Raw genomic sequence first — 13,986 nt, 5'->3', positions numbered from 1 at the left:
ATTATCTCGAGGATGCCTGGGCGATCGGAGAGGCGGCTGCCAAGTACTGGACATGCGTCAGGTCGAACTGTCGGACGTGCCATTAAAAGGGGTGCTCGAAGAATAATGTCGACTCGAAAAAGATGCAACGGTGAAGTGCGCAGTGTGCTGACACTCATTCTTTTGAGTTCATGCCTTCTCTTATCGGGCTGTGGGCCCACGAGATTCCAAGTCGACTCAAGGGTTCTTGATGACGTGCGCAGCATTGGAAAGGTGGTTGCTGAGGCTGTCAGTGAAGGCGAAGCAGACGGAGACATCGATGTCATCAACACGGTAGTGGTCGATGTCACTACCACAAAGAAAGGGAATGCGCTTAATGAAGCTGTAACGATTCTAACGCGGCACGGATGGAATATCTCTACGGACAATCGGCCGACGCAAGTGACGCTGGATTTCGCGAATCTGCCAAATGCCCATCTGGCCATGCACCCTTTTGATGCTGCATATTTTGAAAACAACCCGCAGGTTATGGAGCGAGTAAAGAGGTCGCTGGCCAAGCCGGAAACGTTGGTGAGTGTGCAGGCGTTCGCGAGCGGATAGGGGCATCACCGAGCACTGACGTCGATGACCCAGTGGGCAGTCGTCTTCAGTGAGTCGGACCGTGAGTGGAGTTTTCGCCTGATCATCGTTTTCGTGGTCTCCTGCGGGGTGACGCGCCTTCCGAGGCGCTCGGCTGGGCGGCGGTTTCCATGGGGCCGGCACGAGAAGTCGGAACTGAAAGAGGTGCGCCCGTACCCGATGTACGTGGCGCTTCTCTGCGTCCATCCCGAGCTCGACGACATCGAGCTGACGGTGACACCGGATGACCTGTACGTGGTCGCCGAAGTGCTCGGTCCCGAGGAAACGCTGGTACGGAGGTCGATACCTGAAGTATGGTTTGTTGTATGGCGACTAAGAAGGTGACGGTGACCATCCCCGAGGATCTCCTTGAAGAGGTCCGCGCGGATGCGGCTGAGCGAGGCCTGTCGGCGTACGTCGCCGAGGCGTTGCGCTTCAAGCGTGACCGGGACCGGTTGCTGGAACTGGTGAGCTGGCTGGGGGAAGAATACGGTCCGGCCACCGAGGACGAGCGCGCGGCGGCGATCGAGGAGCTTGAAGATCTCGACGCTGAGCATGAGCGCCGCCGCGTCGGCGGAAAGCGCGACGCGGACGGGGCTGCGTGAGGAAGCGAAGCGGTGAGCACGGGGAGCGGCCGCTGCGGGTCTTCGTATTCGACTGTCAAGCCTTGTCCCTGGCGGTGCGTGGCGACCGGAAGATGATCGCTTGGCTCGACATCGCGGCCCGAGGGGAGGCGGAGTTGGTGACGTCTCCGATGACGGTGGTCGAGGCGCACGACGGCAGGATCACCGAGCAGCGCTGGGACTGGGTGCTCTCCCGGCTCAACGTTGCCGACATCGGGAAGGACGAGTCCCGCCAGGCCCGCCGGCTTCTGGCCGATGCCAAGCTGCATGGGCACAAGCACGCGATTGACGCGGTGCTCGCCGTCATCGCGCGACGGCAGAGGGGGCATGTCACCGTCTTCACCTCGGACGTGGACGACCTGGAGAAGCTGCTCCCGGACTCGATCGTCGTCAAGAAAGTATGAAGGCTCGGTACGCCGGTACTTGATCAACTCATTCGTCACGGTCCGATGGCAGCAAGTGCCACATGCTCGGGGTAAGCGGGTTGGGGTGTTCGCCGGCAGGTCAGTGCATGCTCCGGGCGTCGAGTTGGCGTAGTACCCGGGTGACCACCTCGGGGTCGGCGGTTGAGTCGCGGCGTGCGTCGAGTACCGCCTGGCGGGCGGCGGACATCATTTCCGATTCGACGCGTCGGACCGTCCGTACCCGCTCGGCGCGTTTCTCGTAGGCCGCGCGCCGCTCCTCGTCGGCGGCTTCGGCGCTGATGCGCATGCCGATGTCCGTCATTCGTTTGGCGAGTAGTTCGACCACCTCTTCGGGTAGGTCCTCGGCTTCGTCGATTTCCTTGAGCCGCTTCCTGGCGGCCTTGGCCGCGCTGATGGCCAGGCGGCGTTCCAGGTCTCGTTCGGCTGCGGTGTCGGTTTTGACGCCCAGCTTGGTCACCAGCCAGGGCAGGGTCAGGCCTTGGAGGACCAGTGTGACCAGGATGACGGCGAACGCGATGAACACCAGCACAGCCCGCTCGGGGAACGGCGACCCGTCCTCCGTCTTCAGCGGGAGGGCCAGGGCGAGTGCCACCGAGGCGACGCCGCGCATGCCCGCCCACCACATGACGACCGTCTCGCGCCAGCTCAGCGGCACCTCGGAGTCGTCGTCCCCGGCCCGGCGGGTCTTCCTGGCCAGCCAGGCGGCGGGCAGCAGCCAGACCAGCCGTACCACCACCACGACGCCCACCACGGCGGCGCTCCAGCCGAGCACCTCGGTCAGCCGGCCGCCGACCGTTCCGAACAGGCTGTGCAGCTCCAGCCCGATCAGGCCGAACGCCACTCCCGTCACGAGCGTGTCGACGATCTGCCAGAACGTCGCGGACGCGAACCTGCCGTGTACGTCGTCGGCGTCCGACATGCGGTCGCTCAGGTAGAACGCGCTGGTCAGTACGGCCAGCACCCCCGAGCCGTGCCACTTGTCGGCCACCGCGTAGCTGACGAACGGCACCAGCAGCGACAGCCCCACCTGCAGCGTGGCGTCGCCCAGCAGGGCCATCAGCCGGCCGGCGACCCAGCCGAGCCCGAGTCCCACCGCGACCGCCACCACCGCCGACAACACGAACTCGCCCAGCGCGCCCGGCCACCAGAAGACACCGGTGACCGCCGCAGTGATCGCCACCTTGTACAGCACGATCGCGGTGACGTCGTTGAACAGGCCCTCGCCCTCCAGCAGCGACACCAGCCGCCTGGGCAGCCCCAGGCGGCCCGCCACCGCCGTGGCCGCCACCGGGTCGGGCGGCGCCACCAGCGCGCCGAGCGCCGCCGCGGCCGCGATCGGCAGGCCCGGGATGAGCGCGTGCGCCGTCACCGCGACGGCCGCCGTCGTCACGAACACCAGCGCCACGGCGAGCAGGAAGATCGGCCGCCAGTTCGCCGCGAACTGGCGCCACGACGTCCGCCGTACCGCCGCGTACAGCAGGGGAGGGAGGAGGAGCGGCAGGACGATGTCGGGTGGTACGTCCACGTTCGGCACGAACGGCAGCAGGGCCAGGACGATGCCGAGCAGGGTCATCAGGACGGGCGGCGGCAGCCCGAGCCGGTCGCCGAGCGGCACCGTGATCAGGGCGCCCAGCAGGATGAGCATGAGCAGCACGAACTGGTCCACGACGCCCTCCGATGATCGTCTCCATCAGCCTAGACGGGTCGTTTGCCGAGGCCACGGAGGGGCGGCCCCCGGAGAGGCATCGTGCAGCGTCAGCGGTCTAGAACATGCAGGGTGTGGTGGGCGGAGCCGAGGGGGGTCGGGCCCGACGCCGTGATGGCGACCACGTCGGCCACCCGGGCGCCGAACAGGTCCGGTACGTAGATCGCGGGCTCCAGGCACAGGGTCATCCCCGGTTCCAGCGGCGTGCCGTCGCCGGGTTGGACGCGCGGGCCCTCGTCGTGGCCCAGTCCCACGCCCCGGCCGAAGTGGGCGGCGGCGTAACGGCCGTACCCGCTGCCGTCGATCACGTCCCCGACCGCCTTGGCCACGCTCTCGGCGACGGCCGACGGCCGGGCCGCCGAGCGCAGGGCGGCGGCCCGCGCGGCGAGTACGACCGAGTACATGGCCTCGAAGTCCTCCGGCGGCTCGGCGACGGCGAACACCCGCGCCACCTCCGCGCAGTAGCCGTCCCACCGGCCGCAGAGCGACACCAGCAGTGCGTCGCCAGGGTTGATCACCCGGTCGCCGGGGAGGTGCGCGGGCCGCGCGGTGTGCTCGCCCGCGGCGACCCGCAGCGACAGGACCTCCTCGCAGCCGGTCTCCATCAGCAGTAACCGCAGCCGGGCCGCCATCGCGCGCTCGGTGGCGCCGAACCAGGACAGCTCGCGGGCCTGGCCGAGCACCGACTCCGCAGCCACGACGGCGCGCTGGACCGCCTCGATCTCGTGCGGCCGCTTGCGCAGCCGCAGCGGCGCCAGCACGGCCGTGGCGGGCACCAGCTCGGCCTCGATCGCGAGGCCGAACAGCTCGCGGACCCGCATCTCGGGATCCACGCCGACGCGTCGCGCGGTCCGGGGTACGAGCGGGACCGGGTCGGCGGTCTCGGCGGCCATGTCCAGGGTGACGACGAGAAACCCGTCGGCCCGCCCGCCCAGGAACCTGAAGTCGGGCGAGGGCCGCAACACCAGGGCGTCGACCTCGGCCTCGGCCATGGCCGCCCGCACGGCCTCCAGGGTCGGGTCCGTCACGTCAGGGTCCGTCACTTGGGCTCGTGCAGCCAGCAGGCGACCGGTCCGAAGTCGGGCTCCTTGTCCCGGCACACGTCCATGACCTGCGGGCAGCGCGGATTGAACCGGCACCCCGACGGCGGATCGGCCGGGTCAGGCACGTCGCCGGGCAGTTCGGCGGGCAGCACGCCCATCCCGTCGGGCTTGGGGATGGCGCGCAGGAGCGCCTGCGTGTACGGGTGCCGGGGGTTGGCCCACACCTCGGCCGTGTTCCCGACCTCGACGATCCGGCCGAGGTACATGACCGCGATCCGGTCGGCGATCAGCCGCACCACCGACAGGTCGTGGCTGATGAACAGCAGCCCCGCCCCCGAGTCCACGGCCAGGTCGCGCATCAGGGTGGCGACCTGCGACTGGGCCGAGGCGTCCAGCGCCGAGATCGGCTCGTCGCCGATCAGCAGCCGGGGCCGGGCCGCCAGCGCCCTGGCGATCGCGATGCGCTGCCGCTGGCCGCCCGAGAACTCGTGCGGGTGCCGGCTCGCGAAGTCGCGCGGCAGTCCGACGCGTTCCAGCAGGTCGGCGGGGGCGGTGGCGGTGTCGCCTGAGGTACGGAGCCCGTCGGCGATCTGGTCGCCCACGCGGCGGCGCGGGTTCAGTGACGCGTACGGGTCCTGAAACACCATCTGGATGCCCGTCAGCTTGCGCCGCCGCAGCCCGAGCGGTGTGACCGGCTGCCCGTCGAAGGTGATCGAGCCCTCGGTGACGGGGTTCAGCCCGCAGACGGCGCGGGCCAGCGTCGACTTGCCGCAGCCGGACTCGCCGACCAGGCCGACGACCTCGCCGGGCCCGACGGACAGGCTCGCCCCGGCGACCGCCCTGACGATCGGGCGCCCGGGCGAGCGGTGCTCGACGACCAGGTCGTCGATCGCCAGCAGGGTCATGAGTCCTCCGAATGGGGAGCCGCCTCGGCGTCGGGCAGTGAGTCGAGCAGGGAGCGGGTGTACGGGTGGGCGGGTTCGCGCAGCACCTGGCCGCGCGCCCCCGTCTCCACCACCAGGCCGTCCTTCATCACGCTCACCTCGTCCGCCACCGCCGACATGACGCCCAGGTCGTGGGTGACGAGCAGCACGGCCAGCCCCAGCTCGTCGCAGAGCCCGCGCAGCAGCCGCAGCACGCCCGCCTGCACGGTCACGTCCAGCGCGGTCGTCGGCTCGTCCGCGATCAGCACCTTGGGGGAGCAGGCCAGCGCGATGGCGATCGCGACGCGCTGCCGCATGCCGCCCGAGAACTGGTGCGGGAAGCGCCCGTACGCCTCCTCGGCGCCGGGGATGCGTACCTTGCCGAGCAGTTCGACGGCCCGCCGCCGGGCCTCCCGCTTGTCGACGCCGAGGTGGTGGCGCATGTGCTCGGTGAGCTGCTTGCCGATCGTGAGCATCGGGTGCAGGCTCGTGGCCGGGTCCTGGAAGACCATGGCCACCTCGCCGCCGCGTACCCGGTTCAGCTCCTTCGGCGGCAGCGTGAGCAGTTCGCGGTCGCCGAGCGCGATGCTGCCGGTGGTCCGCGAGCCGTGCGGCAGCAGCCCGAGTACGGCCAGGCCGGTCATCGTCTTGCCGGACCCGCTCTCGCCCGCCAGCCCGTGCACCCTGCCCTCCTGGAGCGACAGGTCCACGCCGCGCAGGATCTCCTTGCCGCCGATGGTCACCTTCAGGTCGGTGATGTCCAGGGTCACAGCGCACGCTCCTTGATGGCGCGGGCCGTACGGGGGTCGAGGGCGTCCCGCAGCGTGTCGCCGAGGAAGTTGAAGGCCAGCACCACGGTCAGGATCGCCAGGCCGGGGAAGGTCGCCACCCACCAGCTGTCGAAGACCTCCACGCCGGAGGCCACCATCGCGCCCCACTCCGGAGACGGCGGCTTGGCCCCGAGGCCGAGGAACGACAATCCGGACAGCAGCAGCAGCGCGGTGCCGATGTCGAGCGTGGCCAGGACGAGCACCGGGCCCGTCACGTTCGGCAGCACGTCCACACGCAGCGAGCGCCAGGCCGAGAAGCCCAGCAGCCGCCCGCTCAGCACGAACTCCCGCTCCCGCACGCCCAGCACCAGCCCGCGCGTCACGCGGGCGTAGGCGGGCCAGGCCACGACGAGTACGGCCAGCACCGCGTTGGTCAGGCTGGCCCCGAGCGCCGCGGCCACCACCATGGCCAGGATGACCGTCGGGAACGCGAACACCAGGTCCGCCACCCGCATGATCGTCTCATCCACCCATCGGCCGAAATATCCGGCGCAGGCGCCGAGCAGGCCGCCGATCAGCACCGACAGCGCCACCAGCATCAGCGTCAGCGGGATCGACACCCGCGCGCCGTGCATGACCCGGCTGAGGATGTCCCGGCCGAGCTGGTCCGTACCGAACCAATGGCCTGGCCCCGGGGCGGCCAGGCGCGGCAGGTCCTGGGCCAGCGGGTCGTGCGGCGCGAGCACCGGCGCGGCCAGCGCGATCACCAGCCAGGCGATCGCGATCACGCCGCCCACGATGGCCAGCGGCTGCCGCCAGGCATGGGGGAGCCGCCCGGTCAGGCCCTTGCGGGCCAGGGGATCCCGTTTCACTGCAACCTCACTCGGGGATCGATGACGCCGTACAGCACGTCCACGATCAGGTTGATGACGAGGTAGACGACGCCGACCACCAGCCCGACGCCCATGACGGCGGGCAGGTCGAGGGTGGTGGCGCTCTTGTAGGCGTACTGGCCGACACCCGGCCAGGCGAAGATCGCCTCGACCAGTACCGTGCCGGACAGCAGGCTGCCGAACGCCAGGCCCGCGACGGTGATGATCGGCACCAGCGCCGAGCGCAGCACGTACCGGAACAGGATCGTCCGGCCCGGCAGGCCCTTGGCGCGGGCGGCCCGCACATAGTCCTGGCCGAGCACCTCCAGCACGGCCGAGCGGGTGAAGCGGGTCAGCAGCCCGATCGTGTACAGGGCCAGCACGAGGGCGGGCGTGATCAGGTGGCCGACGGCCGAGCCGAAGATGTCCCACCGGCCGGCGAGCAGCGCGTCCACCGTCTGCAGGCCGGTCACGGCCGGGGCGTTGCCCAGCGCCGCGTCGACCCTGCCGCTGCCCGGGGTGATCTGCAGCCGGTAGAAGAACACGTAGAAGGCCACCAGCGCCAGCCAGAACGTCGGCACCGAGATGCCGATCAGGCTCAGCACCCGCAGCGCGTGGTCCGACAGCCGGTCCCTGCGCAGCGCGGCGATCACGCCGAACGCCACGCCGAGCACGAGCGAGACCAGGATCGCCGCCCCGGCCAGCTCCAGCGTCGCCGGGACGAACTCGGCCAGGTCCTGGCTCACCGGCCGGTGACTCTGCTGGCTGGTGCCGAGGTCGCCATGGACGACGCCCTGGAGATGCAGCAGGTACTGCTCCCACAGTGGCTTGTCCAGGCCGTGCTCGCTGCGCCACTGCGCCACGATGGCCGGGTCGCCCAGGGCCCGCTGGCCCAGGTTCGCGGCCACGGGGTCGCCGGGCACCAGGTTCGTCAGCACGAACGTCACCAGCGTGATGCCCCAGGCGAGCAGGAGCGCCATGAGGATCCGCCGGATCAGGAACCGGGCGAGGGGATGCGCCCCGCGCCGCCTGGACGGGCGGGGCGGGGCGGACGTGGCGGGCATGCCTACTTCGCGCCGAGGTCGGCGACGTCGACGGTCCAGACCGGGTGATACTCGAGGCCGGTCACCGAGGCGGCCGTCACGATGTTCTGGCTCGGCTGGATCAGCGGGATGAACGGGCCCGAGGCGTTCAGCTTCGTCTGCACGTCGGCGTACGCCTGCTTGCGCGCGTCGTCGCCGATCGCGACCGCGGCCTTCTCACCGGCGGCCTCGATCTCCTTGGCCGCGCCGGCCTTCCAGCCCGCCCGCAGGCCCACCGTCTTGCCCGGCAGGAAGGCCAGGTAGTCGCTGGGGTCCGGGTAGTCAGGGCCCCAGTACCACAGGCCCATCTCCTCCTTGCCGTTGCGGTAGTTGTCCAGCGCGGTGGTGACCGGCGCGGGCTGCAGGTCCACCGTGATGCCGACCTCCTTGAGGTTGGCCTGGATCCGCTCGGCCAGCGGCTGGAACGACAGGCCGTTCACGGTCAGCTCGCTCGGGTACTCCAGCTTCACCGTGGGGTTGGCCACGCCGCTCGCGGCCAGGGCCGCCTTGGCGCCCTCGACGTCGCGCTTGGCCGCCTGGTCGGCGGGCAGCGCGCCCAGCAGCTGCGACGGGATGACGCCGGGCGCCTGCGTGGAGCCCTCACCGGCCAGTTCGAGCAGGCCCGCGTAGTCGACGCCCTTGCGCACGGCCTCGACGAACTTGGCGTTCGGCGTCGTCTTGCTGACCTTGTCGTCCTGGTTGGCCAGCAAGAAGATCACGTTGGCCGAGGCGGTCTTCTTGACCTGCAGGGTTGCCGGCATGCCGGTCACCTGGTCGCCCGACAGGTTGAGCGCCACCTGGCTGTCGCCGCGCTGGACGTTCAGCTTCTGCGTGGCGGACTCGACGTTGCGGATGACGACCTTGTCGTAGGCGGGCTTGGTGCCGTAGTACTTCGGGTTCGCCTTCAGTACGACCTGGCTGCTCACGTTGAACGACTCGATCGTGTACGGGCCCGAGCCGGCGGAGGAGGCGTTCAGGTACTGCTCGGCCTTGTCCTGCGCGTCCGCGGTCGCGCCGTGCTGCTTGGCGAGCTTGCTGTTGATGATGCCGAGCGCCGGGTTCGGCAGGATGAACGGCAGCGCCGGGTTGGCCGCCTTGGAGGTCAGCGTGATCGTCGAGTCGCCCTCCTTGGCCACCTCGACGCCGTCGAGCAGGAACGACGGGGTCCCCTTCATGTCCCGCACCCGGTTCAGGGAGAACACCACGTCGTCCGCGGTGACGGGGGAGCCGTCGGCGAACGTCGCGCCCTGCTTGAGCTTGAGCGTGAGCACCTTGCCGTCCTTGGACAGCTCGTACGACTCGGCCAGCGCCGGCACCGGCTTGGTCACGTCGGCGCCGTCGAAGGTGAGGAGCGTCTCGTAGATCGCCTTCTCGACGGTCAGGCCGGTCGGCTCGTACGTACGCCCGGGGTCGGCCGTCTTGAGGTCGAAGGACGTGTCGATCACCAGGGTCTTGCCGCCGCCGCTCTGGGCGGCGGGCGTCTGGGAACCGCCGCTTCCGCAGGCGGCGAGGGCGAGTGCACCGGCGAGCAGCACAGCCGCCGTCTGCGAGCGGGTCGCCATTGAGTCCTCCAGTTGGACGGTTGGCCGAAAGATGTCGAGGATTGTCGGGCAGAACGTCCAGGCACTGTGCGGTCGCTGAGACGTATATAAATGGGCTGGGGGTAACTATGAGTGAAATTTCCAGGAATGGTGCCAGCGGTAGCGGTCAGCCTGGACGGATCGGCATCGGCCTGGAGCTCGACGCGGTCCACCTGAAGATCCTCGAGGTCCTGCGGGAGAACGGCAGGATCTCGGTCTCGTCGCTGGCCGAGCGGGTGGGCATCTCCCGGGCCAACGCCTACACCCGCTTCGAGGCGCTGCGCGCCGACGGCGCGATCAAGCGGTTCACCGCCGAGATCGACCACGTCAGGACGGGGCTCGGCATCACCGCGCTGATCTTCGTGACCGTGCGGCAGCAGATGTGGAAGCAGTTCAGGGCCGAGCTGGCCAGGATGCCCGAGGTCGAGTACTGCGCGATCACCACCGGCCAGCACGACGCGATGATCCAGGTACGGATGTCGGACGTGGCCGAGGTCCACGCCATGGTGACCGACCGGCTGGCCAACATCCCGGCCGTGAAGGCGACCGAGACGGTCTTCATCCTGGATGAGGTGCTCAGGCGGCCGTACGTGCTGCCCAGCGACCGTGACAAGGCCCGTCCGGCACGGCGGGCGGCCCAGGAGGCCCCCGGCGACGTGCCGCTCGGCAAGATGCGCTTCGTCGGCGCCGCGGAGGGAAGGGCCGCCCTGCACAAGGACGGGTAGGACAGTCAGGTCAGCCGGTGACGACCCCCCCGTGCACACGCTGACGTGCCGGGATCAGTCGGTGACGACCTCGGTGCACACGCTGACGTGCCGGGTGTCGTCGCCCTCGAACTGGAACTCCTCCACCAGGCGCAGCCGTCCGTCGGCCTCGGTCTCGATGCGGCTGTTGCTCTGGCCGCCCGCCTTGCCCCCGGCCTTGAGCGCGTGCGCGTAGGCGATGGAGACCAGGTCGCCGTCCCTGGTGCCGACGAAACGGCCGTGGGTGACGGTGTCGCCCGTGTAGCTGCCCCACACCACCCCGTCGGCCTCCCAGTAGTCGAACGCGGTGGGCCGCTCCTGGTCCACCACGCTCGCCGTCGAACTCACCATCACGAATCTGCGGCCGTTGAGAAGGTTCACGCCGCCCATGCTCCCGATATTTCCTGACACGGAGCGTCAGGCTGGACGTTTCTCGCCGAACGCCGAGATCTCCTCGGCGATCTGTCCAGCCGCCGTGGCCGCGAAACGGGACTTGTCAGGAATCCGGCTCTGGTAGTCGAGGTTTACCGGGGGTCAGACAGGCGGTCAAAGAGCTGAGTGGAACGATGGACTTGTGACGGCCGCTTCGCAGGCCGCCGTCTCCCATGAGACGAACTTGTGACGGCCGCTCCAGCGGGTCGCCGGTTCCCATGAGACGAAAGGAGACGCCATGTCTTCTCCGGCCACGTCTTCTTCGGCCACGCACCGTTCCATGCAGGTCGGCGAGCCTGGCGGGGACCTGTCTCTCGTCCGGGCGGACACCCGGGAGCCGGGCCCGGGCCAGGTGCGGATCACCGTCGAGGCGTGCGGGGTGTGTCACTCCGACGCGTTGATCACCTCCGGTCACATCCCGGGCACCACCTTCCCCGTCACGGCGGGGCACGAGATCGCGGGACGCGTCGACGCGGTCGGCGACCACGTCGCCGGCTGGTCCGTCGGTGATCGGGTGGCGGTCGGCTGGTACGGAGGCAGCTGCGGTCACTGCGACGCCTGCAGGCAGGGAGACGGCATCCTGTGCCCCGAGCTCCAGGTGCCGGGTGCCGCGTACGCGGGCGGGTTCGCCGACTCCGTCGTCGTGCCGGCCGTCGCCCTGGCCGCGATCCCGGACGAGCTCACGGCGGTGGAGGCCGGGCCCCTGGCCTGCGCCGGCGTCACCGTGTACAACGCGCTGCGCCACAGCTCCGCGCGTCCGGGCGACACCGTCGCGATCCTCGGTGTGGGCGGCCTGGGGCACCTGGGCGTCCAGTTCGCCGCGAAGATGGGCTTCAACACCATCGCGCTGGCCCGCGGTCCCGACAAGGCGCCGCTGGCGCACAAGCTCGGTGCCGCCCACTACGTCGACAGCGCCGCCGCGCCCGTGGCCGACGCGCTGCGGGCGTGCGGGGGAGCCAAGGTGGTGCTGGCGACGGTGACCAACGCCGAGGCGATGTCCGCGACGATCGACGGCCTGGGGCCCCGCGGTGAGCTCATCGTCGTGGGCGTCGACATGGAACCGCTGCGGGTCACGCCCCTGCAGCTGGTGGGGGCGGCCAGGCGGGTGTACGGGCACGCTTCCGGCAACGCGGTCGACATCCAGGACACCATGAGGTTCGCCGCCCAGAGCGGTGTCCGGGCGTGGACCGAGGAGGTCCCCCTGGAGGAGGCTCGGGCGGCGTTCCAGAAGATGCTCTCCGGCCAGGCCCGCTTCCGCATGGTTTTGACCACCGCCAACTGATCGACCATCGCAGCGGAAACTCCGCCCGACCGTTACCGATTGGTTACACACCGTACCGCAATCTATCCCCTGAGTAGTCATGCGGTCTGTGATAGTAATGTCACGCTCGGTGTTCGGTGGGGATTGGGGAGATCCTTATGCTGCAATACGTAATCGCGGCCGTGGCCGCGGTGGGTGTGGTGGCGCTCGCGGCCACCCTGTTCAGGCTCACGAAGAAGGGCAGCGACGACAACGACGCCGGCGGGCCGTCGGCGGGCCACGCGGGCGCGATGCTGTCCGCCCTGTTCCTCCTGGTCTTCGCCATCGCGATCATCGTGCCGTGGACCACCGCCGACTCCGCCGGCCAGAACACGCACACCGAGAGCCAGGCCGCCGTCGAGGCCTACTGGTCGGCGTCCGGCCTGCCCGGCACCGCCCCCGACGTCGTACGCGCCGGACTGCGCGACTACATCACGTTCGTCGTCCGGGACGAGTGGCCCGTCATGCAGCGCGGCTCGATGGATCCCGTCGGCACGGAGCGGCTCGACGCGCTCCGGGCCCGCGTCGCCGCGCTGCAGGTGACCACCGACCAGAAGGAGGCCAAGACCGCGGTGCTCGACCACCTCGCGGCGATCGCCTCCGCCCGTTCCCAGCGCACCGCCGACGCCGCCGCGACGCCGCCCGACGGCCTGCTGGCCCTGACGATCCTCACCGGCCTGCTGGTCGTCCTGTTCCCGTTCCTGGCCGGAGCGCGGCCGACCGGGCTGGCGGTCCTGCCGCTGCTGGCGATGGCCGCGATGCTCGGCTTCGGCGTCTACCTCACCTGGGACATCTCCCACGCCTTCGACGGACCGCTGGCCGTGGGGCCTGAGGCGTACAAGGGCGCGCTGCAGGAGTTCGCCCGGATAGCCGGAGGCGTGTGACCGTGAGGGCCTGGCGCATGCCGCTGCTCCTGGCGGGCACGCTGTTGGCGCTGTCCGCGAGCGCTCCCGCCGCGGCCGATCCGGATCCGGGCGACGTGACGGTGAAGGTCGGCGTCGAGGCGACCGTCTGTGTGGACGTGCCGCTGGTGAGCGTACACATCGGGAAATGCGCGGCGCCGGCGGTGCAGCCGCCGACCGTGGTGAAGCCGCCGAGCGTGGTGATCGTGAAGCCGCGCCCCGTCGTCACCCCGAAGCCGCGGCCCGTGGCCACCCCGAAGGTGACGCCCACGGTGCGGGTCGTGATCACCCCACGCCCCGCGAAACCCAAGCCGACTCAGCGGCCGACACCCAACCGGGTGCGGGCGCCCCACATCGCACCCCAGCCCGTCCGCGTCAAGCCGGCCAAGCCGACGCCGAAACCCACACCGACCCTCAAGCCGACGCCCAAGCCCCCGATCGCCTACGTACGCGCCCATCGCGCCCCGCCACCGCGCCCGCGGAAGAACCCGCTGGGCACCGTGCTCCTGATGGTGGTCCTCACGACGGCCATCGCGTCCACCACGGCTGTGGCGTTCGCGTCCGTGAGATAAAACCGGTACCCGGGTCTCACCATCGGCAAGCTGGTCTGAAAACCGTCTGGCGACGCTGAAGGCGGGAACCGAAACCGGTTCCCGCCTTCTTGGCTTTCAACGTGCGGTGGTGAACAGGAACGCGCAATCCTGTACGGCCTCCACGCGGTGGCGGCGTTCGGGCATGACCAGCAGATCGCCGGGCATCCCGTCCCAAGAGTCGGGCCCGGCGACAAGCCGCATCCGCCCGTGCAGTACGTGCACCGTGACCTCGCCAGGATGCTCGTGCTCGTGCAGGTGTTCGCCCTGCCGCAACGCCATGACGGTCTGCCGCAGCGAACGATCGTGCCCCCCGTGGACAGTGGTGGCGCTGCGGCCGCTGTCCGCCTCGCGGGCAAGCGCGAGCTGATCGCGAACGAGGGCAGTCAACGAGACCTT

At 69.9% G+C, this 13,986-nt stretch carries 17 protein-coding genes; 8 read left to right on the top strand and 9 right to left on the bottom strand.

All coding sequences use genetic code 11. The features are described from left to right. Nucleotides 1-234: 234 nt before the first annotated feature. From ACGFJ2_RS49145 to ACGFJ2_RS49130, 4 genes are read left to right on the top strand one after another with little or no spacing between them, the layout of a single operon-like run. Nucleotides 235-579: a hypothetical protein gene (locus ACGFJ2_RS49145; RefSeq protein ID WP_393480404.1), complete on the top strand. Its 345-nt coding sequence runs from the start codon at nt 235-237 to the stop codon at nt 577-579. 24 nt (nt 580-603) lie between these two features. Then, the gene (locus ACGFJ2_RS49140; protein ID WP_393480402.1) at nt 604-942 is read left to right on the top strand and encodes a hypothetical protein; all 339 of its coding nucleotides are present in this window, start codon (nt 604-606) and stop codon (nt 940-942) included. Further along, a complete protein-coding gene (locus ACGFJ2_RS49135; RefSeq protein ID WP_393480399.1) occupies nt 924-1,202 on the top strand; it encodes a CopG family transcriptional regulator in 279 nt (92 codons plus the stop codon). The genes ACGFJ2_RS49140 and ACGFJ2_RS49135 overlap by 19 nt, the downstream gene beginning before the upstream one ends. Continuing rightward, nucleotides 1,199-1,624 (top strand): hypothetical protein, encoded by a 426-nt coding sequence (locus ACGFJ2_RS49130; RefSeq protein WP_357953361.1) that lies wholly within the window; start codon nt 1,199-1,201, stop codon nt 1,622-1,624. The genes ACGFJ2_RS49135 and ACGFJ2_RS49130 overlap by 4 nt, the downstream gene beginning before the upstream one ends. A gap of 100 nt (nt 1,625-1,724) precedes the next feature. Here ACGFJ2_RS49130 and ACGFJ2_RS49125 read toward each other — a convergent pair whose 3' ends face one another. The 7 genes from ACGFJ2_RS49125 to ACGFJ2_RS49095 all read right to left on the bottom strand — a co-directional run bounded on the left by ACGFJ2_RS49125 (nt 1,725) and on the right by ACGFJ2_RS49095 (nt 9,602). Further along, complete coding sequence (locus ACGFJ2_RS49125; protein WP_393480396.1) at nt 1,725-3,311, bottom strand: Na+/H+ antiporter; 1,587 nt, start codon at nt 3,309-3,311, stop codon at nt 1,725-1,727. Nucleotides 3,312-3,400: 89 nt separating this feature from the next. Then, nucleotides 3,401-4,378 (bottom strand): M24 family metallopeptidase, encoded by a 978-nt coding sequence (locus ACGFJ2_RS49120; protein WP_393480393.1) that lies wholly within the window; start codon nt 4,376-4,378, stop codon nt 3,401-3,403. 11 nt (nt 4,379-4,389) lie between these two features. Continuing rightward, nucleotides 4,390-5,298: an ABC transporter ATP-binding protein gene (locus ACGFJ2_RS49115; RefSeq protein ID WP_393480391.1), complete on the bottom strand. Its 909-nt coding sequence runs from the start codon at nt 5,296-5,298 to the stop codon at nt 4,390-4,392. Beyond that, nucleotides 5,295-6,086, bottom strand: coding sequence for an ABC transporter ATP-binding protein (locus ACGFJ2_RS49110; protein ID WP_393480388.1), 792 nt, complete (start codon nt 6,084-6,086; stop codon nt 5,295-5,297). The genes ACGFJ2_RS49115 and ACGFJ2_RS49110 overlap by 4 nt, the downstream gene beginning before the upstream one ends. Further along, the gene (locus ACGFJ2_RS49105; RefSeq protein ID WP_357953351.1) at nt 6,083-6,958 is read right to left on the bottom strand and encodes an ABC transporter permease; all 876 of its coding nucleotides are present in this window, start codon (nt 6,956-6,958) and stop codon (nt 6,083-6,085) included. The genes ACGFJ2_RS49110 and ACGFJ2_RS49105 overlap by 4 nt, the downstream gene beginning before the upstream one ends. Next, nucleotides 6,955-8,022 carry an ABC transporter permease gene (locus ACGFJ2_RS49100; RefSeq protein WP_358182423.1) on the bottom strand — a complete coding sequence of 356 codons (1,068 nt, stop codon included), beginning with the start codon at nt 8,020-8,022 and terminating at the stop codon, nt 6,955-6,957. Before ACGFJ2_RS49100 ends, ACGFJ2_RS49105 begins: the two co-directional genes overlap by 4 nt. A 2-nt stretch (nt 8,023-8,024) precedes the next feature. Further along, complete coding sequence (locus ACGFJ2_RS49095; RefSeq protein ID WP_357953346.1) at nt 8,025-9,602, bottom strand: ABC transporter substrate-binding protein; 1,578 nt, start codon at nt 9,600-9,602, stop codon at nt 8,025-8,027. 107 nt (nt 9,603-9,709) lie between these two features. Here ACGFJ2_RS49095 and ACGFJ2_RS49090 point away from each other — a divergent pair, with 107 nt between their 5' ends. After that, entirely contained in the window at nt 9,710-10,345 is a 636-nt protein-coding gene (locus ACGFJ2_RS49090) for an Lrp/AsnC family transcriptional regulator (RefSeq protein WP_393480385.1), read from the top strand. 54 nt (nt 10,346-10,399) lie between these two features. Here the strand turns inward: ACGFJ2_RS49090 and ACGFJ2_RS49085 are convergent, their stop codons facing one another. Beyond that, nucleotides 10,400-10,744: a hypothetical protein gene (locus ACGFJ2_RS49085; protein ID WP_357953342.1), complete on the bottom strand. Its 345-nt coding sequence runs from the start codon at nt 10,742-10,744 to the stop codon at nt 10,400-10,402. Between the two features lie 289 nt (nt 10,745-11,033). Here ACGFJ2_RS49085 and ACGFJ2_RS49080 point away from each other — a divergent pair, with 289 nt between their 5' ends. The 3 genes from ACGFJ2_RS49080 (at nt 11,034) to ACGFJ2_RS49070 (ending at nt 13,569) form a co-directional block, all read left to right on the top strand. Beyond that, nucleotides 11,034-12,077 carry an alcohol dehydrogenase catalytic domain-containing protein gene (locus tag ACGFJ2_RS49080; RefSeq protein WP_393480381.1) on the top strand — a complete coding sequence of 348 codons (1,044 nt, stop codon included), beginning with the start codon at nt 11,034-11,036 and terminating at the stop codon, nt 12,075-12,077. A 137-nt stretch (nt 12,078-12,214) separates the two neighbouring features. Then, nucleotides 12,215-12,979 (top strand): hypothetical protein, encoded by a 765-nt coding sequence (locus ACGFJ2_RS49075; protein ID WP_357953338.1) that lies wholly within the window; start codon nt 12,215-12,217, stop codon nt 12,977-12,979. Beyond that, nucleotides 12,976-13,569: a hypothetical protein gene (locus ACGFJ2_RS49070; RefSeq protein WP_393480379.1), complete on the top strand. Its 594-nt coding sequence runs from the start codon at nt 12,976-12,978 to the stop codon at nt 13,567-13,569. Before ACGFJ2_RS49075 ends, ACGFJ2_RS49070 begins: the two co-directional genes overlap by 4 nt. A 96-nt stretch (nt 13,570-13,665) precedes the next feature. Here ACGFJ2_RS49070 and ACGFJ2_RS49065 read toward each other — a convergent pair whose 3' ends face one another. After that, nucleotides 13,666-13,977 (bottom strand): LuxR family transcriptional regulator, encoded by a 312-nt coding sequence (locus ACGFJ2_RS49065; protein WP_393480377.1) that lies wholly within the window; start codon nt 13,975-13,977, stop codon nt 13,666-13,668. Nucleotides 13,978-13,986 lie beyond the last annotated feature (9 nt).

It is taken from the genome of Nonomuraea sp. NPDC049028, from assembly GCF_043197735.1.
Classification (GTDB): Bacteria; Actinomycetota; Actinomycetes; order Streptosporangiales; family Streptosporangiaceae; genus Nonomuraea.
The sequence above is the reverse complement of the archived record's forward strand: the minus strand, read 5'-3'. Positions and strand labels throughout refer to the sequence as shown.

Excerpts from the sequence above, each read along its gene's own strand:
- ACGFJ2_RS49095 (WP_357953346.1), bottom strand. The coding sequence starts at position 9,602 with ATGGCGACCCGCTCGCAGACGGCGGCTGTGCTGCTCGCCGGTGCACTC.
- ACGFJ2_RS49140 (WP_393480402.1), top strand. The coding sequence starts at position 604 with ATGACCCAGTGGGCAGTCGTCTTCAGTGAGTCGGACCGTGAGTGGAGT.
- ACGFJ2_RS49115 (WP_393480391.1), bottom strand. The coding sequence starts at position 5,298 with ATGACCCTGCTGGCGATCGACGACCTGGTCGTCGAGCACCGCTCGCCC.
- ACGFJ2_RS49075 (WP_357953338.1), top strand. The coding sequence starts at position 12,215 with ATGCTGCAATACGTAATCGCGGCCGTGGCCGCGGTGGGTGTGGTGGCG.
- ACGFJ2_RS49090 (WP_393480385.1), top strand. The coding sequence starts at position 9,710 with ATGAGTGAAATTTCCAGGAATGGTGCCAGCGGTAGCGGTCAGCCTGGA.
- ACGFJ2_RS49100 (WP_358182423.1), bottom strand. The coding sequence starts at position 8,022 with ATGCCCGCCACGTCCGCCCCGCCCCGCCCGTCCAGGCGGCGCGGGGCG.
- ACGFJ2_RS49135 (WP_393480399.1), top strand. The coding sequence starts at position 924 with ATGGCGACTAAGAAGGTGACGGTGACCATCCCCGAGGATCTCCTTGAA.
- ACGFJ2_RS49080 (WP_393480381.1), top strand. The coding sequence starts at position 11,034 with ATGTCTTCTCCGGCCACGTCTTCTTCGGCCACGCACCGTTCCATGCAG.